At 70.2% G+C, this 20,001-nt stretch carries 20 protein-coding genes and 1 riboswitch; of the genes, 4 read left to right on the top strand and 16 right to left on the bottom strand.

Going from position 1 to position 20,001, the window contains the following annotated elements; all coding sequences use genetic code 11:
* The first annotated feature begins 5 nt into the window (after positions 1-5).
* Positions 6-1,850, top strand: a complete 1,845-nt coding sequence (locus ACIBHX_RS11025) for a glycoside hydrolase family 9 protein (protein ID WP_397066395.1) — start codon at positions 6-8, stop codon at positions 1,848-1,850.
* Positions 1,851-1,859: 9 nt separating this feature from the next.
* Here ACIBHX_RS11025 and ACIBHX_RS11030 read toward each other — a convergent pair whose 3' ends face one another.
* The 4 genes from ACIBHX_RS11030 to ACIBHX_RS11045 all read right to left on the bottom strand — a co-directional run bounded on the left by ACIBHX_RS11030 (position 1,860) and on the right by ACIBHX_RS11045 (position 5,987).
* Entirely contained in the window at positions 1,860-3,269 is a 1,410-nt protein-coding gene (locus ACIBHX_RS11030) for a serine/threonine protein kinase (RefSeq protein WP_397066397.1), read from the bottom strand.
* Positions 3,270-3,442: 173 nt separating this feature from the next.
* Positions 3,443-4,738, bottom strand: coding sequence for a dicarboxylate/amino acid:cation symporter (locus tag ACIBHX_RS11035; protein ID WP_397066399.1), 1,296 nt, complete (start codon positions 4,736-4,738; stop codon positions 3,443-3,445).
* A 53-nt stretch (positions 4,739-4,791) separates the two neighbouring features.
* The gene (locus tag ACIBHX_RS11040) at positions 4,792-4,890 is read right to left on the bottom strand and encodes a putative leader peptide (protein ID WP_397066401.1); all 99 of its coding nucleotides are present in this window, start codon (positions 4,888-4,890) and stop codon (positions 4,792-4,794) included.
* A 56-nt stretch (positions 4,891-4,946) separates the two neighbouring features.
* Positions 4,947-5,987 (bottom strand): LLM class F420-dependent oxidoreductase, encoded by a 1,041-nt coding sequence (locus ACIBHX_RS11045; protein WP_397066403.1) that lies wholly within the window; start codon positions 5,985-5,987, stop codon positions 4,947-4,949.
* Positions 5,988-6,120: 133 nt separating this feature from the next.
* On the opposite strand from ACIBHX_RS11045, the gene ACIBHX_RS11050 reads away from it, so the two are divergent.
* Positions 6,121-7,008: an endonuclease/exonuclease/phosphatase family protein gene (locus ACIBHX_RS11050; protein WP_397066405.1), complete on the top strand. Its 888-nt coding sequence runs from the start codon at positions 6,121-6,123 to the stop codon at positions 7,006-7,008.
* A 10-nt stretch (positions 7,009-7,018) separates the two neighbouring features.
* On the opposite strand, the gene ACIBHX_RS11055 is transcribed toward ACIBHX_RS11050, so the two are convergent.
* From ACIBHX_RS11055 to ACIBHX_RS11110, 12 genes are all read right to left on the bottom strand, one after another.
* Positions 7,019-7,579 (bottom strand): NTP transferase domain-containing protein, encoded by a 561-nt coding sequence (locus ACIBHX_RS11055; protein WP_397066407.1) that lies wholly within the window; start codon positions 7,577-7,579, stop codon positions 7,019-7,021.
* A gap of 9 nt (positions 7,580-7,588) precedes the next feature.
* Complete coding sequence (locus tag ACIBHX_RS11060) at positions 7,589-8,683, bottom strand: XdhC family protein (RefSeq protein WP_397066409.1); 1,095 nt, start codon at positions 8,681-8,683, stop codon at positions 7,589-7,591.
* Positions 8,676-9,764 (bottom strand): VWA domain-containing protein, encoded by a 1,089-nt coding sequence (locus ACIBHX_RS11065; RefSeq protein ID WP_397066411.1) that lies wholly within the window; start codon positions 9,762-9,764, stop codon positions 8,676-8,678. The genes ACIBHX_RS11060 and ACIBHX_RS11065 overlap by 8 nt, the downstream gene beginning before the upstream one ends.
* Positions 9,757-10,647 carry an AAA family ATPase gene (locus ACIBHX_RS11070; RefSeq protein ID WP_397066413.1) on the bottom strand — a complete coding sequence of 297 codons (891 nt, stop codon included), beginning with the start codon at positions 10,645-10,647 and terminating at the stop codon, positions 9,757-9,759. The genes ACIBHX_RS11065 and ACIBHX_RS11070 overlap by 8 nt, the downstream gene beginning before the upstream one ends.
* Before the next feature lie 9 nt (positions 10,648-10,656).
* Positions 10,657-11,100 (bottom strand): PH domain-containing protein, encoded by a 444-nt coding sequence (locus ACIBHX_RS11075; RefSeq protein WP_397066415.1) that lies wholly within the window; start codon positions 11,098-11,100, stop codon positions 10,657-10,659.
* Positions 11,101-11,111: 11 nt separating this feature from the next.
* The gene (gene ribH / locus ACIBHX_RS11080) at positions 11,112-11,579 is read right to left on the bottom strand and encodes a 6,7-dimethyl-8-ribityllumazine synthase (RefSeq protein ID WP_397066416.1); all 468 of its coding nucleotides are present in this window, start codon (positions 11,577-11,579) and stop codon (positions 11,112-11,114) included.
* Positions 11,576-12,781: a bifunctional 3,4-dihydroxy-2-butanone-4-phosphate synthase/GTP cyclohydrolase II gene (locus ACIBHX_RS11085; RefSeq protein ID WP_397066418.1), complete on the bottom strand. Its 1,206-nt coding sequence runs from the start codon at positions 12,779-12,781 to the stop codon at positions 11,576-11,578. The genes ribH and ACIBHX_RS11085 overlap by 4 nt, the downstream gene beginning before the upstream one ends.
* Positions 12,774-13,424 (bottom strand): nicotinamide riboside transporter PnuC, encoded by a 651-nt coding sequence (pnuC, locus tag ACIBHX_RS11090; RefSeq protein WP_397066420.1) that lies wholly within the window; start codon positions 13,422-13,424, stop codon positions 12,774-12,776. Before pnuC ends, ACIBHX_RS11085 begins: the two co-directional genes overlap by 8 nt.
* Positions 13,421-14,011 carry a riboflavin synthase gene (locus ACIBHX_RS11095; RefSeq protein ID WP_397066422.1) on the bottom strand — a complete coding sequence of 197 codons (591 nt, stop codon included), beginning with the start codon at positions 14,009-14,011 and terminating at the stop codon, positions 13,421-13,423. The genes pnuC and ACIBHX_RS11095 overlap by 4 nt, the downstream gene beginning before the upstream one ends.
* Positions 14,011-15,132: a bifunctional diaminohydroxyphosphoribosylaminopyrimidine deaminase/5-amino-6-(5-phosphoribosylamino)uracil reductase RibD gene (ribD, locus tag ACIBHX_RS11100; protein WP_397066424.1), complete on the bottom strand. Its 1,122-nt coding sequence runs from the start codon at positions 15,130-15,132 to the stop codon at positions 14,011-14,013. The genes ACIBHX_RS11095 and ribD overlap by 1 nt, the downstream gene beginning before the upstream one ends.
* Positions 15,133-15,237: 105 nt before the next feature.
* Positions 15,238-15,368: riboswitch (FMN riboswitch) on the bottom strand.
* A 107-nt stretch (positions 15,369-15,475) separates the two neighbouring features.
* Positions 15,476-16,039 (bottom strand): hypothetical protein, encoded by a 564-nt coding sequence (locus tag ACIBHX_RS11105; protein WP_397066426.1) that lies wholly within the window; start codon positions 16,037-16,039, stop codon positions 15,476-15,478.
* Between the two features lie 81 nt (positions 16,040-16,120).
* A complete protein-coding gene (locus ACIBHX_RS11110) occupies positions 16,121-16,915 on the bottom strand; it encodes an oxygenase MpaB family protein (RefSeq protein ID WP_397066428.1) in 795 nt (264 codons plus the stop codon).
* Positions 16,916-17,171: 256 nt separating this feature from the next.
* Between ACIBHX_RS11110 and ACIBHX_RS11115 the strand changes: the two genes are divergently transcribed.
* Positions 17,172-18,173 (top strand): ABC transporter permease, encoded by a 1,002-nt coding sequence (locus ACIBHX_RS11115; protein WP_397066430.1) that lies wholly within the window; start codon positions 17,172-17,174, stop codon positions 18,171-18,173.
* 9 nt (positions 18,174-18,182) lie between these two features.
* Positions 18,183-19,970: an ABC transporter substrate-binding protein gene (locus ACIBHX_RS11120; protein ID WP_397066432.1), complete on the top strand. Its 1,788-nt coding sequence runs from the start codon at positions 18,183-18,185 to the stop codon at positions 19,968-19,970.
* Positions 19,971-20,001 lie beyond the last annotated feature (31 nt).

Below are 20,001 nucleotides of genomic sequence, written 5' to 3' on the forward strand. Positions count from 1 at the left end.
GTTCGATGAGAGCAGTCCTCGCGGTCGCGCTGGCCGTCCTGACGATGGGGAGCCCCGCCGTGGCAGAGCCGTCCGGGTACATCCGTGTCGACCAGGTCGGCTTCGCGCCGGGCGAGTCCAAGCAGGCCTTCCTCATGTCGCGCGGCGGCTCGGCCGGCGCGCGCTTCAGCGTCGTGGCCCGCGACGGCAGCGAGGTGCTGCACGGTACGGCGGGCCGCGACCTGGGCCGGTGGAACGAGGCCTTCCCGCACGTGTACGCGCTGGACCTGACGGGCCTGCGCGAGCCCGGCACGTACCGGGTCAAGTCCGGATCCCTGCTGTCACCGCCCTTCCAGGTGGATCCCGCCTCTCCCGCTCCCGAGATCGTGCGGTTCTTCCACGGGCAGCGCGACGGCGGGCGGCGGCACGGCAACGACCGGGCGGCCACGGTCTACGACTGGCCGGAGTTCACCGGGCCCGACACGGACGAGATCAAGGGCGGATTGCGGCGGATCGGCGGGCCGGTGGACGTCGAGGGCGGCTGGTTCGACGCGGGCGACTACCTCAAGTTCACCCACATCCTGGCCTACGTGGACACGCTGCTGTGGGCGTCGCTGCGGGACGCGGGTCACTCCGCCTCGCTGGCCCGCGAGGCATCCCATGGACTGAAATATCTGGACAAGATGTGGGACGGGAAGACCCTCTACATCCAGGTGGGCATCGGGGCGGGCGACAAGGCGGGCACCTTCGCCGGCGATCACGACGTCTGGCGGCTGCCGGAGGCCGACGACGCCTCGTCGCACCACTACCTGCGCCACCGTCCGGTCTTCCGCGCCGCGCCGCCCGGCCGGCCGATCAGCCCCAACCTGGCGGGCCGTACGGCTGCCGCCTTCGCGGTGGCCGCCCAGGTGGAGCCCAACCCTGAGCGTGCCGCGCAGCTGCTGGAGAAGGCGGCCGCCGTCTACGCCCTGGCCAAGACGTCCCAGGTGGGGCAGCTGGTGACGAGCCTGCCGTACTCCTTCTATCCGGAGAAGGCCTGGCGGGACGACATGGAGCTCGGCGGGGCGGAGCTGGCGCTGGCGGCGCAGCGCCTCGGGGACGAGCGCGCCGGCCAGTGGCTGGAGCAGGCGGCGCACTGGGCAGGCGAGTACCTGCGGCACGAGGCGGGCTCCGACACTTTCAACCTCTACGACGTCAGCGCGCTGGCACACGCGGACCTGATCAAGGCCGTCCGGGCCGCCTCCGGTGCCCAGCCCGCCGCCGTCGCCCCCCTGCCCGGAGGGTCACCGGGTGTGTCGGGCCTGCGGGTGAGCCTTCCCCCGCTGGCCGTCTCCGAGGAGCAGCTCATCGCCGACCTGCGGGCGCAGCTGGAGATCGGGGCCGCGCGGGCGGCCAAGGACCCGTTCCTGGCCGGCGCGGCCTACGACGAGTTCGACGCGGTGCCGCACGCCTTCGGCCTGGTCGCGACGGCCCGCCTCTACCGGGAGGTGAGCGGCGACAGGACCTACGACGCCTTCGCGACGCGCCAGCGCGGCTGGGTGTTCGGCGCGAACGCGTGGGGCGTGTCGTTCGTCGCGGGCGTGGGCCGTGACTCGATCCGCTGCCCGCACTACCAGATCTCGAACCTGACCGGCAGGCCCGCGACCGGCGCGGTGGTCAACGGCCCCAACAAGGCCTCGCTCTTCGACGAGGGCATGGGCGACCACCTCGACGGCATGACGCCCTGCCCTGCGGACGGCGTGGACCGCTACGCCCCCTTCACCGGCCGTGGCAGCCGCTTCGTCGACGACGTCCGGTCGTGGCAGGCCTCGGAACCCGCCGACGACTTCGCCGCCATCGCCCTGTACGCCCTGCGCCCCGCTGACACCTGATGCCATCCGTTAGTTGCCCTCGACGGAGCTGGTGAGCGGCCAGTCGTTGAGGAAGCTGACCAGGGGGCCCGAGGTGGGGATGTCGTGGTTGGACATCGCCTTGGCGATGTCCCGGCCGAGGCTCTCCAGCTGCTTGCGGCCCTGCTCCTCTTGGCCGCGGCGGAACTTCTCGCCGGCCTTCTGGATCTTCTTGTGAACCTCGCGGGCGACCGCGGGGTTGATGTTCTCTCCCTCGGAAGCGACGGCGCTGTCGAGCTGCGACAGGAAGTGCTGCCACCCGCCGGGCGGGGTGTCCTTCAGCGAGCCCTTGGGCGGGCCGCCGGTCTCGACGATGCTGGGCTGCTCGGTGTCGACGCCGAGCGTGGCCGACGGGGTCGGTGTCCGGGTGGGTGTGGGCGTGGGGGACGGCGTGCTGCTGGAGGCGACGGTGGGCGTGGGCAGGGCGACCGGCGGGGTGCTCCCGGAGTTCGCCCAGACGATCATGGCGACGGTGACGACGGCGATCACCGCCACGGCCGCGCCCAGCTGGATGAAGAGCTTCTTGTTCGACGACGGTGGCACGGGCTGGTCGTAGACGGCGGTGTCGCCCGGACGCGGGAAAGGCTCCCCCGGCATGATCTGCGTGTGCCGCATCCCGCCCGTGGCGGTCTGCGCGCCGCCGTCCAGATGCGTGGCCGACCCGGCGGCAGGGGCGGCCATGGAGTCGCCCGTTGACGGGACCGCCGCGGGATGACCCGTGGACGCGGGCTTGGGGCGGGCGATGGCGGCGAGGGCCCGCCGTACCGTCTCGCCGTTGGGATAGTCGGCGGTCTGGCCCGCGATGAGCGCGAGGACCAGGCGGTCCAGCTGCTCGGGGATCTCGGGGCGCAGCTCGCGCAGGGAGGCGGGGGCGTCAGCCGGGGGCCGGGCGGTGAGGGCCTGGTAGGCCACGCGGCCCAGGGCGCGGAGGTCGTCCGCCGCCTCCAGCCCGGGGTCCTCCAGGGCGAAGCCGACGACCTTGAGGACGCCGCTGCCCGCGCGGCGGAAGGTCTCCAGGTCCACCCGGCCGTGCACCACGCCCTCGCGGTGGGCCGCGTCGAGCCCGGCGGCCGCCTGGCCGATGAGGTCGCAGGCCTCCACGATCGGCAACGGGCCGCCCGAGGCGAGTTCCTCCCCCAGGCTCTCACCTGTCAGGAACTCCACCACCAGGAACGGCTTGCCCTCCGCGTCGCCCACGTCCAGCACCATCGCCACGTTGGGATGCACCACCTTGGCCACGGCTCTGACGCGCTCGGCGAGCCCATCGCCGGCGCGCGCCAGCATCGTCACGGCCACTGTCCAGTCGGCGCGCAGGTCGTACCCGCGCCACACCTGACCATCCGCGTCCCCGCCGATCCGCTCGTCCAGCCGATAGCGACCAGCGACCAAGGAGTCCGACATATCCCCGCCATATCTACAGAAACGGCAATTTCCGACCAACCATAGGGCCATCCGTGCCCCACGTGCCCCACAACCACTCCACGCACCCTCGCGTCTGCCGGCTGTTCGTTTCTAAGGGGCCGGACAGCACGAAGGGCGGGGAGACGAAGCTCCCCGCCCTGGTGCGCCGAAGGTCAGGCGGCCGCCGGCTCCGGGGTGGCGACGGCCGGCCGGGCCGGGGCGTCGTCGAGGGACTGCGGCGGGGCGTTGAAGACCGTCTCGTCGAGGCGGCCCTCACCACGTGCCACCAGCACCGGGACGACCAGCTGACCGGCCACGTTGGTGGCGGTGCGGATCATGTCCAGGATCGGGTCGATCGCGATGAGCAGGCCCACGCCCTCCAGCGGCAGGCCAAGCGTGCTCAGCGTGAGGGTGAGCATGACGATCGCGCCGGTCAGCCCCGCCGTGGCGGCCGAGCCGATGACGGAGACGAACGCGATCAGCAGGTACTCGCCGATGCCGAGGTGGATGCCGTACACCTGGGCCACGAAGATCGCGGCCAGCGCCGGGTAGATCGAGGCGCAGCCGTCCATCTTGGTGGTGGCGCCGAACGGCACGGCGAAGGAGGCGTAGTCGCGGTCGACGCCGTTGCGCTCGACGGTGACTCGCTGCGTCAGCGGCAGCGTGCCGACGGACGAGCGGGAGACGAACGCCAGCTCGATCGCGGGCCAGGCGTTGCGGAAGAACTGGATCGGGTTGACCTTGCCGAACACCGCCAGCAGCGTCGGGTAGACGGCCAGCAGCACGACGAAGCAGCCGACGTAGACGCCGAGGCTGAACTTGGCCAGCGGGGCCAGCAGCTCCCAGCCGTAGGTGGACACGGCCTTGCCGATGAGGCCGGCCGTACCGATCGGGGCCAGGCGGATGACCCACCAGAGGGCCTTCTGGACGAGCTCGAGCACCGAGCGGCTCAGCGACAGGAAAGGCTCGGCCTTGGAGCCGAGCGCGAGCGCGGCGGCGCCGAGCACGATGCCGAGGAAGACGATCTGGAGGACGTTCACCTCGGTGAACGCGGTGACGATGTTCGTCGGGATGATGCCGGTGAGGAAGTCGAGCCAGGTGCCCGCGCCCTCGGTGTCGACCTTCTTGGCCCCGCTCAGGTCGAGCGCGACGCCCTGACCGGGGTTGATGATCAGGCCGAGCACGATGCCGATCGCCACGGCGATCGCGGCGGTGGCCAGGAACCAGCCGAGCGTCTTGCTCGCCAGGCGGGCGGCGCCGTTGACGTTGCGCAGGTTGGCGACGCTGACCAGCACGGCGGTGAACACCAGCGGCGGGACGGCGAGCTTGAGCAGGTTGACGAAGATCTTGCCGACCTGGGTGAGGGTGTCGGCCAGCCAGGCGACGTCCCAGATCTTGGCGACGAACCCGAGCGCGATGCCGACGGCGAGGCCCAGCAGCAACTGCAGGGAGAAGTTGAATCTCTTCACGGTGAGGAAGACTCCGAATGAATTTGGGAAGGGGTGACGAGGGGATTCGGAGTTCAGAGACAGCTGGTGCCGGTCACCCGGCAAAGGTCGATGTGCAGCCGCTCGACGAGCAGCACGAACACGACAGAAAACCTCACGAGTCGGTTCAACACCCTGCAAAAAGGTATGTATTCCTCCGTAATTGGTGATCTACCTCACAAGGTCGATCTCAGGAGGCCAGTTCCTTGACCTTCTCCATCAGCTTGACCCGCTCCTCGTGGGTGTGGGCGAGCGGCGCGACGTTGAGCGTGGTGACGCCCGACTCCTTCAGCGCCTGGATCCGATCGCGCACGAAGCCCTCGGACCCGATCAGCGACGTCTTCTCCAGCAGCTCCTGCGGCACCAGCGCGGCGGCCTCGTCCTTCTTGCCCGACAGGTAGAGCTCCTGGATCTGCTCGGCCTCCTTCTCGTAGCCGTAGCGCCTGGCCAGCTCGTTGTAGAAGTTGCGGCCCTTGGCCCCCATGCCGCCGATGTACAGCGCGGCCATCGCCCGGCCGAGCTCGCGCAGCCCGGCCACGTCCTCGCCGATCGCCAGCGCGGCCTGCGCGATGACGTCCAGCTCACCCAACTCCTCGCTACGGCGGGCCTTGCCGGCGGCCAGCGACGATCCCCACACCTCGGCGGCCTTCTCCGGCATGTAGAAGATCGGCTCCCAGCCCTCGGCCAGCTCGGCGGTGAGCTCGACGTTCTTCGGCCCGATCGCGGCGACCACGATGGGGATGCGCGGCCGTACCGGGTGGTTGATGATCTTCAGGGCCTTGCCCAGGCCGGTGCCGCGCTCGGGCGGGAGCGGCAGGGTGTAGTGCTTGCCCTCGTAGGTGAGGCGCTCGCGCTGCCACACCTTGCGGCAGATCTCGATGATCTCCCTGGTACGGCCGAGCGGCGCGTTGTAGGGGACGCCATGGAAGCCCTCGATGACCTGCGGTCCTGAGGCGCCGAGCCCGAGCGTGAAGCGGCCGTCGGAGACGTAGTCCATGCCCGCCGCGGTCATCGCCAGCAGCGTGGGCGTGCGCGAGTACAGCGGCAGGATGCCCGAGGCGATCTCCAGCCGCTCGGTCTTGGCCGCGATGTAGCCCATCTGGCTGACCGCGTCGAAGCTGTAGGCCTCGGGGATGAACACGATGTCGAGCCCCGCCCGCTCGTAGTCGGCCAGCTCGGAGACCGTCTCCTTGAAGCCGCCCGCGTAGTTGAGACCCATACCGATGCGCATCCCGGGCTCCCGTCAAAACCGAATGATGTTCCGTTTGTGCTACAGGTTACCGTGACCGGGATGACCTCGCCACGCAGGATCGCGCCGTCGTAGTGCGCCGCGCGGCGCGGGAAAGCTCGCTAGCCTGGTTCGAGTGCTGAAACGGGTCGTGATCGTCGTGTCCTGCCTGGTGGCCGTCGTGCTCGCCGGTCACCAGCTGATCCCGGCGCTCGGCGGGGTCACGCCGGTCGTGGAGAGCCTGCTGCCATGGATCGGCTGGAGCGTTCCGCTGCTGCTGGCCGGGGCCGTGGCCGCGCGCTCGAAGGCCGCCACCGTGGCGGCGCTGGTGCCCGGCGTGGTGTGGGCGGCCATGTTCGGCTCGACCCTGATCATGTCGCCGCCCGGCGGACCCAGCGATCTCAAGGTCGGCACGGTCAACGTGGGCGTGCGCAACAGTGCCTCGGGCGAGGCGGTCCACGCGATCGCCGACAACCTCGACCTGCTGGCCGCCGAGGAGCTCACACCCGGCGGCCCGGCGGCCAAGCAGCTCAACAAGATGTTCAAGTACCACTACCCGGTCAGCACGGTCGGCCTGTGGAGCCGCTACCCGATCAGCGACACCCAGCCGCTCGACGTCGGCCTCGGCTGGCCCCGCGCCCTGCGCGCCGTGATCACCACGCCCAAGGGCAAGGTCACCGTGTACGTCATGCATCTGGCCTCGGCCAGGCCCGGCATGACCGCCTCCCGCGACGCGTCCCTCGCGCACGCCCGCAAGCTCGTCGACGCGGACCCCAGCAAGCGGCTGCTGCTGCTCGGCGACCTCAACACGGCCACCACCGACCGCGGCATGAACGGCCTGACTCCCCCGCTCACGGACGCCCAGCGCGCCGCCGGCGACGGGTTCGGCTTCACCTGGCCGTCCAGCTTCCCGATCACCCGCCCCGACCACATCCTCTACCGCGGCATGACCGCCACCCGCGCCGGCGTCGCCCCCGCCACCGGCAGCGACCACCGCGCCGCCGTCGCCTCGCTGCGCCTGTGACCGGAGCGCGTCAGCCCAGGAGAGTGAGGTCCTCCGGGGTGTCGATGTCGGTCGGGTCGCCGAGGCCGTCGCAGGGGACGTCCGTGACGAGCTCCCGGTAGGCCTTCAGGAACGGGCGGGCGCCCACGTCGCCGACCGCCATCTCCGCCACCTGGTCGAAGTGCGGGCGGGTGATGAGCACCGGGTTGCGGCGACGCCCGTCGTACGTGGCGACCGCGACCTCCGCCTTCGACTCGATGAGCGCGCGCACCGCGTCGGGCCGGACGAAGGGCTGGTCCACCAGCGCGATCACCACCGCCTCCGCCTCCGGCGGGAGCGCCGACAGGCCGACGCGCAGCGAGGAGCCCATGCCCGTGCGCCAGTCGGGATTGCGTACCGCCACCGCGCGGCGCACTTGCATGGTCGCCGCGCCCAGGACGACGACCACCGGATGGCAGCCGCCCTCCTCGAGCAGCCGGACCCCCCGGTCCACGAGCCGCTCGCCCTCGTACTCCAGCAGCGCCTTGGGCGTGCCGAGCCTGCTCCCGCGCCCGGCGGCCAGCAGCAGCCCGGCCACCCTTGATCCCTTCATCTCCACCTCTTACCCCATGCCTTCGCTGTGGATGCGCCCCGCCGTCTCGGTGAGCGGCCGCCCCGAGCCGCCCCAGCGCAGCTGGATGAGTTCTGCCGCGATCGACACGGCCGTCTCCTCGGGTGTGCGGGCGCCGAGGTCGAGCCCGATGGGCGAGCGCAGCCGTGCCAGCTCCTCCTCCGTCAGCCCGGCCTCCCGCAGCCGGGCCAGGCGGTCGTCGTGGGTGCGGCGCGAGCCCATCGCCCCCACGTACCCGGCCTGGGTGCGCAGCGCCACCTCGAGCAGCGGCACGTCGAACTTGGGATCGTGGGTCAGCACGCAGATCACGGTCCGCTCGTCCACCCGCACCGAGGACAGGTAGTCGTGCGGCCACTTGACGACCACCTCGTCGGCGTCGGGGAAGCGCCTGGCGGTGGCGAAGACGGGCCGGGCGTCGCACACGATCACGTGGTAGCCGAGAAACTTGCCGACCCTGGCCACCGCCGCGGCGAAGTCGATCGCGCCGAAGACCAGCATCCGCGGCGGCGGCGCGAACGACTGGACGAAGACGGACAGGTCGTCCAGGCGGCGCTCGCCCTGCGCGCCGTAGTGCCTGATGCCGGTCAGCCCCTGGGCCAGCATGCCGCGGGCGTCGTCGTCGACGGCCTCGTCCAGGCGTTCCAGCCCGAGGGACCCCGAGGTCCTGGCGGGCCAGATGACGCGCCTGGCCCCGATCTGCCCGGGTCCCGCCACGATCGTGGCGACCGCGACAGGTTCGTGCTCCTTGACGGACTCGGCGATCTCCCCCAGCTCGGGGAACGACTCGCTCGAGATGGGCTCGACGAGGATGTCGATGATGCCGCCGCAGGTCAGACCCACCGCGAAGGCGTCGTCGTCGCTCACGCCGTACCGCTGGAGCAGTGGCGCGCCGGCTTCGGCGGCCAGCTCGAACACCGCCCCCTCCACGCACCCGCCCGACACGCTGCCGACCACCTCGTCGCCGCGCACGGCCATGGCCGCGCCGGGCTGCCGCGGCGCGCTGCTCCACGTGGCCACCACGGTCGCCAGCCCGAACGTCTGTCCCGACCGCCACCAGCGCATGATCTCCGGCAACACGTCACGCATCGGCGAGCCTCTCGCTGAGTTCCTCATAGGCGGCCAGGCTGTGCCCGGCGACCAGGTCGTCGAGGTACGGCAGCGCGGCCCGCATGCCGCCGGTCAGCGGCTGGTAGTCCTCGTACCCCTTGTGCGGGTTCACCCAGATCACCCGGTGGGCCTGCCTGGCCAGCCGGGCCATCTGCTCGCCCAGCAGCGCCGGGTCCCCGCGCTCCCACCCGTCGGAGGCGATCACCACGATGGCGCCGCGGGCGGCGTTGCGCGTCAGGTACTCGCGCAGCTCCTCCCCCAGCCGGGTGCCGCCGCTCCAGTCGGGGATCGCCCTGGACACCTCGTTGAGCGCGGTGCCCGGATCGCGGTGGCGCAGCTCGGCGGTGATGGCGGTGAGCCGGGTGCCGACCGAGTAGACGCGGGTGGCCCGCGGCTCGCTCCTGACCAGGGCGTGGGCGAAGCGCAGCAGCGTCTCGGCGTAGGCCGCCATCGACCCGCTGACGTCCACGAGCAGCTCGACCCTGCGCGGCCTGGTGGTGTGCGCCTTGCGCCGCAGCCGCGCCACCTCGCCCCTGCGCAGCGCCTCGCGGATGGTGCGCCGCTGGTCCAGCACGCCCCGGTGGGCGCTCTGGTAACGCCGCGAGCGCCGCTGTGCCCGCCCGGCCTCCAGCATCGACAGCATCCGGTACACCTCGGCCCGCTCGGCCTCGGTCAGCCGTGCCACGTCCCGGTGCCTGAGCACCTCGCGCCCGCTGGCCACGGCCTGGATCGGCTCGCCGTCGCCCTGCTCGCCGTCGCCCTCGGCGTCGAGGGTCGCGGTGTGGCGGACGACGGTCGTCATGGCGGTGCGGCTCTCGCGGCCGCGGACCCCGCCGAAGTAGGCGGCGAAACAGCGGTCGTAGCGCGGCAGGTCGTCGGGCGTGGCGCAGAGCGTGAGCCGCCCGGCCCAGTAGACCTCGCCGCGGTCGGTGACGTCGAGGTGGTCCAGCGCCCGCAGCAGGTTCTGGGTGCGCTCGTGGTCGGCACCGACTCCCGCGGCCCGCAGCGTCCTGGCGAACCCGGTCATGGTCCCGGTGACGGCCTCCGGCAGCTCATCCATGCGGCAGCAGCCCGTTGCCCAGGACGTTCTGGACGTCCTCGCGGTACTTCAGCGCGGCGCCGAGCGTGGCGGCCGCCTTGCCCGGCTCGAGCTCGGTGGCGCCCAGCGTGAGCAGCGCCTCGGTCCAGTCCAGCGTCTCGGCCACGCCCGGCGGCTTGACCAGGTCGGCCTGGCGCAGCCGTTCGGCGGCCGCGGCGACCTGCCTGGCCAGCGTCTCGGTGCAGGCGGGCAGGCGGCGCAGCAGGATCGCCACCTCGCGGTCGAAGTCGGGGTGCTCGAGCCAGTGGTAGAGGCAGCGGCGCTTGAGCGCGTCGTGCACCTCGCGGGTCCGGTTGGAGGTGACCACGACCACGGGCGGCTCGGCGGCCCGCACGGTGCCGAGCTCGGGGATGGAGATGGTGAAGTCGGACAGCACCTCGAGCAGGAACGCCTCGAACTCGTCGTCGGCCCGGTCGATCTCGTCCACCAGCAGCACGCTGGGCTGGGTCTCGACCGCCTTCAGCAGCGGGCGGGCGATGAGGAAGCGCCGGTCGTAGATCTCGCCCTCCAGCCTGCTCACGTCGGTGATGCCGGCGGCCTCGGCGGCCTTGAGGTGGAGCAGCTGGCGGGCGAAGTCCCAGTCGTAGAGCGCCTGGGCGGCGTCGAGCCCCTCGTAACACTGCAACCGGATCAGCGGCGCGTCGAGCAGCTCGGCCAGCGTCTTGGCCAGCTCGGTCTTGCCGACTCCCGCCTCGCCCTCCAGGAACAGCGGCCTGCCCATGCGCATCGCCAGGAACGCGGCCGTGGCCAGCCCCGGATCGGCAAGGTAGGCGTGCCGGTCGAGCAGCTCGATCAGCTTCTCCGGGGACTCGATGTCCGTTGCCTTGAATGTCCGCGGCAGCACGCCTTCAGGCTACGCGTGAAATTCACCCCGGGCATGGATCAAAGCCGCCAGTTCGGCCGTGGCCTTCCTGGCACGTTCCTTCTCCGAGCCCTGGATGCCCATGGCGCCGATCGTCCTGCCGTCCGAGAAGTCGATCTTCGGCCACGGCTCGCCCTCGATGAGCGTCACGTCGAGGACCTCGGGCCAGGTGTAGCGGTGGGTCCGCAGGGCGTTGACCACCGTGATGCCCTCCGCGTCGGCCTCGACCCGCACCCGCCCGAGCAGGTGCAGGACGAAGGCCACCAGCAGCCCGAACACCACCAGCGCCACCCGGTCGGGCAGGTGGAACGGTTCGTCGATCAACACCGCCATGGCGACGGCTCCGATCACGACGACGGCCGCGAAGCCGTACGGGACGATCCTTCCCCGGCGCGGTCGCCAGGTGACGGGCAGGTCAGGAGGGCTCACGGACACGATCAATCAACCTATCGCAGGCTCCTGAGCAGCAGCGCCGTCTCCATCGCCGCCACGGCCGACTCGTAGCCCTTGTCCTCCTTGCTGCCCGGCAGTCCCGAGCGGTCGAGCGCCTGATCCAGCGTGTCGCAGGTGAGCACGCCGTTGCCGATCGGAGTCTCCTCATCGAGCGAGATCCTGGTCAGCCCGGCCGTCACCGAGTCGCAGACGTAGTCGAAGTGGGCGGTCTCGCCGCGGATGACCGCACCGAGTGCCACGACCGCGTCGCACCGGCGAGCCAGCGCCTGCGCCACCACCGGGATCTCCAGCGACCCCGCGACCCTGACGACGGTCGCCACGGCGCCGCTGTCGTCGCAGGCCTGTACGGCTCGCGCCGTCAGCTGGTCGGTGATCTTGGCGTGCCAGCCGGCCGCCACGATGCCGACCGTGAGACCCGCAGCTTCCAGCGGCACGGCGGCGGGCCGGCCCTCTCCACTCATGACGCCTCCGAGATGTGGTGACCGAGCCGGTCGCGCTTGGCCTTCAGATATCGCTCGTTGTGCGGGTTCACGGCTACCGGCATGGGCTCGCGGCCGAGCACCTTGATGCCGTAGCCGTCCATGCCGCGCAGCTTGGCCGGGTTGTTGGTGAGCACCCGCACCGACCTCACCCCCAGGTCGGCCAGCATCTGCGCGGCGTTGGAGAACTCTCGGGCGTCCACCGGCAGGCCGAGCTCCAGGTTGGCGTCGACGGTGTCGTGGCCGTTGTCCTGCAGGCTGTAGGCCTTGAGCTTGGCCAGCAGCCCGATGCCCCTGCCCTCGTGGCCGCGCAGGTAGACCACCACGCCGCGGCCCTCCGCGGCGATGGCGGCCATCGCGTTGTCCAGCTGGACGCCGCAGTCGCAGCGCAGCGAGCCGAACACGTCGCCGGTCAGGCACTCGGAGTGGGCACGCACCAGGACGCCCTCGCCGTCGCCGAGGTCGCCGAGCACCAGCGCGATGTGCTCGCCGCCGTCCAGGGCGCTGGCGTACCCGTAGACGCGCCACTGGCCGTGGGCGTTGGGCACGCGGGTCTCGGCCACGCGGGTGACCATGGACTCCGTCCTGCGCCGGTGCTCGACCAGCTGCTCGATCGAGATCAGCGCCAGGCCGTGCTCGTCGGCGAAGGCGCGCAGCTGCGGCAGGCGGGCCATCGTGCCGTCCTCGTTGACCACCTCGGCCAGCACGCCCGCCGGGGTGAGCCCGGCCAGGCGCGCCAGGTCCACCGCCGCTTCCGTGTGGCCGCGCCGTACCAGGACACCGCCCTCGTGGTAGCGCAGCGGGAAGATGTGGCCCGGCCGTACCAGCTCGTTGGGCTCGGTGGCGGAGTCGGCCAGCGCGCGGATGGTCTTGGCCCGGTCGGCGGCCGAGATGCCCGTGGTGACGCCGTCGCGGGCGTCGACGCTGATCGTGTAGGCGGTGCGCATGCGCTCGCGGTTCTGGGTGACCATGAGCGGCAGGCCGAGGCGGTCGAGCTCCTTGCCCTCCATGGGCACGCAGATCACGCCGCTGGTGTGCCTGATCGTGAACGTGAGCAGCTCGGGAGTGGCCTTGGAGGCGGCGAAGATGATGTCGCCCTCGTTCTCCCTGTTCTCGTCGTCGACGACCACGACGGCCTTGCCGTCCTTGATGTCGCGTACGGCCCGCTCGATGGGGTCAAACATGGACCACCTCCGGACGTCGGGACTGCTTGAGCCAGTTGGCGAAGCCGACCAGCGCCAGGACGAAGAAGACGACGTAGACCGAGCCGTTGAAGTAGATGCCGCCGCGGAACGCGACCGGCACGCCGACCAGGTCCACGAGGATCCAGATGATCCAGAACTCCACCAGCGCCTTGCTCATCGCCCAGGTCGCCACCGCGCCGCCGACGAAGATGTAGGCGTCGGCCGCGATCAGGAAGTACTTCTCCGGAGGCTGCGAGTACTCGCCCCACGACCAGCCCGTCACGTAGAAGAGGACCCAGAAGACAGCGGTGCCCGCGACGATGGCCGCCAGCATGCCGAGCCGCTCGCGTGGGGTCCCCCGGCGGACGACCAGCCCGCCCTCGTCGCGGATGCCGCGCTTCCACTTCCAGAAGCCGTAGACCGCCAGGAGCGCCATCATCGCGTTCTTCAGCACGCTGCCCGTGGCCGGGATCGTGGCATACGCCAACATCAGCAGCACGGCGGCGATGAACTGGATCGGCCAGTTCCAGATCGACTTGCGCATGGCCAGCACCACTGGGACCAGGGCAGCGATGCTCCCGACCAAGTCGGTCCAGAGCACATGCACGCCGAAGACGTTGAATCCACCCTCTGCCCAGTTCATGCCTTTACCACCAGTCTCTCGACATACTTCGCGATCACGTCGACCTCGATGTTCACCCGGTCGCCGACCCGGCGTTCGGCCATCGTGGTCAGCTTCAGCGTGGTGGGGATGAGGCTCACGCCGAAACTTTCATCGTCAACCGTCGTCACCGTGAGACTGATTCCGTCGATCGCGATCGATCCCTTCTCCGCCACGTACCTGCTCAGCTCGGGGCTCAGGGAGAAGCGGAGGTCGTCCCATTTCTCGCCCGGGTCCCTGGACAGCAGTACGGCGGTGCCGTCCACGTGGCCCTGGACGATGTGACCGCTCAGGCGCTGGTCCACCCTGACCGAGCGCTCCAGGTTGACCCGCGAGCCCTCCTCGAGGTCGCCCAGGGAGCTGCGGTCGAGGCTCTCCTTGATGACGTCGACGGTGAACACGTCGCCGTCCACCTCGACCACGGTGAGACAGACACCGTTGACCGCGATCGAGTCGCCGTGCTTGGCGTCCTCGGTGACGATCGGGCCCCTTAGTCTCAGGAGCGCCGCGCCGCCTCTGGACTCGATGGAGACCACCTCGCCGCGTTCCTCGATGATTCCCGTGAACATCACTGCTCCCTGCTGGGGGTTGGGGGTGCCGCGGGCCTGGCGGTCAGCCGCAGGTCCGGGCCGATCTGTGAGATGTCGTCAAAGGTCAGGCGGTGCGCCTGCGCGATCGTGCGCACGCCCGCGTCGCCGAGCGCCGCGGCGCCGCCGCCGAGCAGCGCCGGAGCCAGGTAGGCCACGACCCGGTCGACCAGGCCCGCGGCCAGGAACGCTCCCGCCAGCGTGGGGCCGCCCTCCAGGAACACGCTCACCACGTCGCGCCTGGCCAGCTCCTTGAGTACGGCGTGCGGGTCGTGCCGCGGCAGCCGTACGATGTCGGCCTCCAGGCCGGTGACGGCGTCGTCGGCGACGATCACCAGCGTCGGGGCCGCGTCGTCGAGCACCTTCGCTCCCTGCGGCGTCCGCCCCTCGGAGTCCACGACCACCCGCAACGGCGCCTTCCTGCCCTGCGGCGCTCCTGTCGGGGGCGTGGTGGCCGGGACGCGGGCGGTGAGCTGGGGGTCGTCGGCGAGGACGGTGCCGATGCCGGCCACGATCGCGTCGGCCCCGGCCCGCAGGCGGTGGACGTCCGCTCTGGCCTCCGGGGAGGTGATCCACTTGCTGGTGCCGTCCTCGGCGGCGGACCTGCCGTCCAGCGTGGCCGCGAACTTCCAGGTCACATGGGGTCTTCCGAGACGGACGAAGGTCAGCCACTCGGCGTTGACCCGTTCGGCCTCCTCGGCCAGCAGCCCCGTCTCGACGGTCACGCCGTGCGCGCGCAACCGGGCGGCTCCCCCGGCGGCCGCCGGGTTGGGATCGGCCACGGCCACCACCACCCGGGCGACGCCGGCCTCCAGGAGCGCGCGGCTGCACGGCCCCGTCCTGCCGGTGTGGTCGCAGGGCTCCAGCGTCACGTACGCGGTGCCGCCACGGGCTCGCTCTCCCGCCTGGGCCAGCGCCACGACCTCGGCGTGCGGGCCGCCGGCGTAGGCGTGGAAGCCCTCGCCCGCCAGGGCGCCGTCCGTGCCGGTGATCACGCAGCCCACGACGGGGTTCGGGCTGGTGGTGCCCCATCCATGGGCGGCCAACCGCACGGCACGGCGCATGTGCGCGACGTCGTCGCCGGGCTGGGTCGGGTGCTCCACCCCGGACCTCCTACTCGCCAGTAGCTCTTAGCCACGGCGGGCCCCGGGGGGATGTTCGCGATGCGTCATGCACCACAATGGCGCCCGGCTTTGGACACCGGACGCCCGCGCGCTGCCTCCCATCCGGACTTTAACCGTCGGTCCCGGAATTTCACCGAGTCAACCGGCCGATGGCATCGGCCGGGTCGCGGACTGTCACCGCCGGTTCGGACTTTCACCGACCCCGGAGCACGCTAGCTCTTTTCTCCCTACAGTCTGCCATGCCCGTTTCGCAAGGCGCGACCGCCCCTCACCATAACAACCAAGCGCTCGCTCAACAACCCTCTTTCCGCAGGCCAGTGGGTCAGGACGCGCACAGGGCGTAGGCGCGGACCTGGATGGGGCTCTTGGCGGGGTTTTCGGCGAAGACGATCCAGCCCTGGAAGGGGCCGCCGTTGCGGTCGGAGTTGTCCAGGCCGGGGAAGGAGGCGCGGACCGAGCCGTTGACGGCGGCGCTGAAGCCGCCCCCGGTGGCCGTTTCGCCGGATTCGCACTTGACCTTGATGGTGGTGGCGTCGTTCGGCTGGAGGCTCGCGTCGACCGTGCGCATCGCGATCTTGCCACCACCCCCCGAGCCCGCGGGACCGGCCGGACCCTGCGCGCCACGGGGACCGCGCTCACCCTGGGATCCGCGCGAGCCCTCGGCGCCCTGGGGCCCCTGAGGGCCTTCACGGTTCCAGTCGAGCCGGCGCTCGCCCTTCTTGCACTTGGTGGAGGCGGAGACCACGCGCACGCTCCCGCCGGACGACACGCACGCGGTGATCACGCTCGAGGAGGACCCGGCCGCGTACGCGGCCGCCCCGGTGGCCGACAGGACGACGACGGCGCCGCTCACAGCGAGCAGGCGCTTGGTGACGATCATTCTCATGCCGCCGATGCTCGACCACGATGATCGCCACCACATGAGTATGGGCCTACTCAACTTCCCGCAGCGCCGCGACGGGCGCCGTCAGGCGGCGCGGCGGCGGATGTTGAGGACCTTGGGGGCGTAGCGGACGGGGGCGAGGCCGGTGTGGAGGGCGCGGAGGGTGGCGGTGGCCCAGAGGTCGCCGACCGGGGTGGCCGGCAGGCCGTAGAGGCGGCGCGCCCAGCGCGGCAGGGACGCGAAGGCGAGCAGCGCGATGGCCGGAACGACCGGTTTGAGGGGCATGAGGTAGAGCGGCAGGGGCACGTTGAGCGACTGCCGCAGCGGGTGCGCCGCCTCGGGGACGAAGCGGAGGCCGGGGCGTTGCGCCTCGATGTAGTCGTGCAGTTCCGCCACGGTGCCGGGGACGTCCGCGGCCTGCAGCCCGACGATCTCGGCCGCGCGCCGCCATTCCAGGACGAACTGGTCGGCCTCCTCATCGGAAAGCCGCAATCCGGCCCGGCGAGCGACCGAAAGGTAGGAGTCCACCTCCCCCACGTGCACCCAGCGCAGCGCGTCGGGATCGTCGAGGCGGAAGGTCTCGCCGGTGTCGGGGTCGTAGCCGGTCAGCATCGAGTGGATCTTGCGGACCCGGCGCCCGGCGCGCTCGACCTCCGCGCGCGTGCCGTAGGTGCGGATCCGGACGAACTCCGTGGTGCGCATGAAGCGGGCCCAGGCCTCGTCGGGGTCCATGAGCGCGGAGTTCTGCAGCACGCCGCGCATCGCGCGCGGGTGCAGCCCCTGCATGAGCAGTGCCCGAAATCCCCCGATGAGGAGGATCGGCTCGCCCATCACCCGCCACGTCACCGATTCGGGGCCGAAGAGGCCATCGTCCCTCATAAGTAATCGGTTACCCCACTTACCGGGAGTTCATGTCACGAGCCCGTCTCGTTTATGCCCCGATTCCGTGATTAACCCGGTCACACCCGACAGCATCGTGACACCGCCCGGTAGATCGGGTCAACGCATGTGAAGGCACAGGCGGATCGATATTCCACAACGAAATAGTGAAAGCGCCCCAGGCCATTGCTTCAGGCGGGAGCAGACTGCGAATGTGCCATCAGGATTTGCGCTCGCTGCTTGGGGGCCCCGTTAGATGACGACACCGACGTCCACAGCACCCGCGATCGACGCGACGTCCGTGACCGAAACCCCGGAAGCGGTCGGCCGCTCTCCGGGGCAGCTCATGTGGCTGCGGTTCCGGCGCGACCGCACCGGCGTCATCTCGGCCATCGTGGTGATCTTCTTCTTCCTGGTCGCGATCTTCGCGCCCGTTATTTCCGCTATTTACGGAAAGAACCCATATACCCTTTACGGACAGGACAATCCCGGTCTGTTGAACGATGCCGGGAACCCGATCCTCCCGAACGGCGGTATCAGCTCGGAGTTCTGGTTCGGCATAGAACCCGGCCTGGGCCGTGATGTGTTCACGCAGCTCGTCTACGGTATCCGGACCTCGCTGACGATCTCCGTGGCGGCCACGATCACCACCACCGCCATCGGCATCGTGGTCGGCATCGTGGCCGGGTACGCCGGCGGCAGGACCGACTACCTGGTCGGCCGCATCATCGACCTCACGCTGTCATTTCCCCAGGTGATCTTCATCATCGCGTTCACCCCGGTCGTGACCAGCTTGTTCGTCAGTCCGGACGAGAACGCCCCGGTGCTGTTCCAGGCGGTGACGCTCACCATCATGCTGACCGTCTTCGGCTGGGCCGGGCTGGCCAGGCTCCTGCGCGGACAGGTGCTGTCCATGCGAGAACGCGAGTTCGTCGAGGCCGCCAGGGTCACCGGCGCCTCCCCTGCACGGATCGTGTTCAAGGAGCTGCTGCCCAACCTGTGGACGCCGATCATCATCCAGTCGAGCCTGCTGCTGCCCGCACTGGTGACGACCGAGACCGCGCTGTCGTTCCTGGGCGTGGGGATGGGCGAGGAGGTCCCGGACTGGGGACGCATGTTCCTCCGGGCGACCGAGATCTACCGGGACGACATCACCTACCTGATCTTCCCGGGCGTCGCCCTACTGGTGTTCGTGATCGCCTTCAACCTGCTCGGCGACTCGATCCGCGACGCCTTCGACCCCAAGATCAAGCGCTAGAGGAGAGAAATGAGACACCGCAAACGGTCGGCATTCGCGGTCCTGGCCGCGGCCTCGCTGGCGTTGGTGGGCGCCTGCGCGCCGGGCAACCAGGGTGCCCAACCGACTGGCCAGGCCAGCACGGGTGCCTCGGCCAAGCCGTCGTCCCAGGCATACACCCCGCCGAAGATCACGCTTGGCACGGCCGACGACTCCAAGGGCCCCGCCATCCCGCCCGAGGGCGTGCAGAAGGGCGGCACGGTCACGATGATCGATCGTGACGACCTCGCGCATCTGGACCCGGCCCAGATCTACGTCAACACCGAGTCCAACTTCGGCTTGCTGATCAACCGCGGCCTGACCGGCTACAAGCGGGTCGCCAAGGGCGACTACAAGCTGGTCGGCGACCTGGCCACGGACGCGGGCACCGTGAGCGACGCAGGCAAGACCTGGAAGTTCACCCTGAAGGACGGGGTGAAGTGGCAGGACGGCTCCCCGATCACCTCCGCCGACGTCAAGTGGACGATGGAGCGGATGTTCGCCCCGTTCATCACCTTCGGCCCCAGCTACGTACAGCAGTGGCTCACTAACGAGAACTACCGCAAGGCGTACCCCGGCCCGTACGGCGGCAAGGAACTCAGCAACATCGAGACCCCGGACGACAAGACCATCGTCTTCAAGTTCAACAGCGCGCACGCCGACGCCAACTACGCCTTCGCCATGGCGGGCTACAGCATCGTGCCCAAGGCCAAGGACACGAAGGAGAAGTACGACAAGGAGCCGGTGGCGTCCGGGCCGTACATCATCAAGTCGCACGTCGTGGACAAGTCGATCGAGCTGGCGCGCAACCCGCAGTGGGACCCCGCGACCGACCCGATCCGCGGCGCCTACCCCGACACGTGGAAGCTGGAGTTCGGCCAGGAGGCCCTCCAGATCACCGACCGGCTCATCGCCGACGCGGGCCCCGACCAGACGGCCTTCTCCTTCTACGCCAGGACGCCTCCCGAGCGCCTGCAGCAGGTGCTCAACGACGACAGCCTGGCCGACCGCAGGATGCAGAGCCCGTCGCCGTACGGTGACTACTACTACTTCAACCTCGACAGGTTGAAGGACCAGAAGGTTCGCCAGGCGATCAACTACGCGTGGCCGTCGAAGCAGATCCAGCAGACCCTGGGCGGCCCGCAGGCCGTCTCGCTCCCGACGACGATCCTCAACGAGAACACCACCGTCGGCTACCAGTCCTACGACCTGTTCGAGAAGGCGTCCAAGCCCGAGGGTGACATCGACAAGGCCAAGCAGCTGCTGGCAGAGTCGGGCAACCCGACGCCGACCATCGTCTACGCCTACAACCAGACGCCGACCCAGGAGAAGGTCACCCTGGTGATCAAGAACGCCCTGGAGAAGACCGGCATCAAGGTCGTAACGAAGCCGCTGGACAGGAAGACGTACTACGACTCGATCAGCCAGACGAAGAACCAGTTCGACCTGTACTGGGGCGGCTGGGGCGCCGACTGGCCGTCGGGCTCGACGGTCATGCCGGTCATCTTCGGCCCGATCTCCGACGGTGGGCAGAACATGTCCCACCTCAATGACCCGGGCATCAAGTCCGAGATGACGAAGATCACCGAGATGCCGGACATCGACGCGGCCAACGCGGCCTGGATGGCCCTGGACAAGAAGATCCAGGAGACCATCACCCCGCTGGTCGTCGCCGAGAACGACATCATGACCCTCCTGCACGGCTCCAAGGTGGGCGGCGCGGAGATCGACCCGCAGCAGTGGATCGTCTCCCCCAACACCATCTTCGTCAAGCAGTAGCACTCCCGCTCCGGGCGCCTGACCGGCGCCC

The organism is Nonomuraea sp. NPDC050536, assembly GCF_044457685.1.
In the GTDB taxonomy this organism is placed as follows: domain Bacteria; phylum Actinomycetota; class Actinomycetes; order Streptosporangiales; family Streptosporangiaceae; genus Nonomuraea.

Excerpts from the sequence above, each read along its gene's own strand:
- ACIBHX_RS11115 (WP_397066430.1), top strand. The coding sequence starts at position 17,172 with ATGACGACACCGACGTCCACAGCACCCGCGATCGACGCGACGTCCGTG.
- ACIBHX_RS11110 (WP_397066428.1), bottom strand. The coding sequence starts at position 16,915 with ATGAGGGACGATGGCCTCTTCGGCCCCGAATCGGTGACGTGGCGGGTG.
- ribH (WP_397066416.1), bottom strand. The coding sequence starts at position 11,579 with ATGAGTGGAGAGGGCCGGCCCGCCGCCGTGCCGCTGGAAGCTGCGGGT.
- ACIBHX_RS11095 (WP_397066422.1), bottom strand. The coding sequence starts at position 14,011 with ATGTTCACGGGAATCATCGAGGAACGCGGCGAGGTGGTCTCCATCGAG.
- ACIBHX_RS11045 (WP_397066403.1), bottom strand. The coding sequence starts at position 5,987 with ATGCGCATCGGTATGGGTCTCAACTACGCGGGCGGCTTCAAGGAGACG.
- ACIBHX_RS11105 (WP_397066426.1), bottom strand. The coding sequence starts at position 16,039 with ATGAGAATGATCGTCACCAAGCGCCTGCTCGCTGTGAGCGGCGCCGTC.
- ACIBHX_RS11025 (WP_397066395.1), top strand. The coding sequence starts at position 6 with ATGAGAGCAGTCCTCGCGGTCGCGCTGGCCGTCCTGACGATGGGGAGC.
- ACIBHX_RS11085 (WP_397066418.1), bottom strand. The coding sequence starts at position 12,781 with ATGTTTGACCCCATCGAGCGGGCCGTACGCGACATCAAGGACGGCAAG.
- ACIBHX_RS11030 (WP_397066397.1), bottom strand. The coding sequence starts at position 3,269 with ATGTCGGACTCCTTGGTCGCTGGTCGCTATCGGCTGGACGAGCGGATC.
- pnuC (WP_397066420.1), bottom strand. The coding sequence starts at position 13,424 with ATGAACTGGGCAGAGGGTGGATTCAACGTCTTCGGCGTGCATGTGCTC.
- ACIBHX_RS11120 (WP_397066432.1), top strand. The coding sequence starts at position 18,183 with ATGAGACACCGCAAACGGTCGGCATTCGCGGTCCTGGCCGCGGCCTCG.
- ACIBHX_RS11055 (WP_397066407.1), bottom strand. The coding sequence starts at position 7,579 with ATGAAGGGATCAAGGGTGGCCGGGCTGCTGCTGGCCGCCGGGCGCGGG.
- ACIBHX_RS11065 (WP_397066411.1), bottom strand. The coding sequence starts at position 9,764 with ATGGATGAGCTGCCGGAGGCCGTCACCGGGACCATGACCGGGTTCGCC.
- ACIBHX_RS11060 (WP_397066409.1), bottom strand. The coding sequence starts at position 8,683 with ATGCGTGACGTGTTGCCGGAGATCATGCGCTGGTGGCGGTCGGGACAG.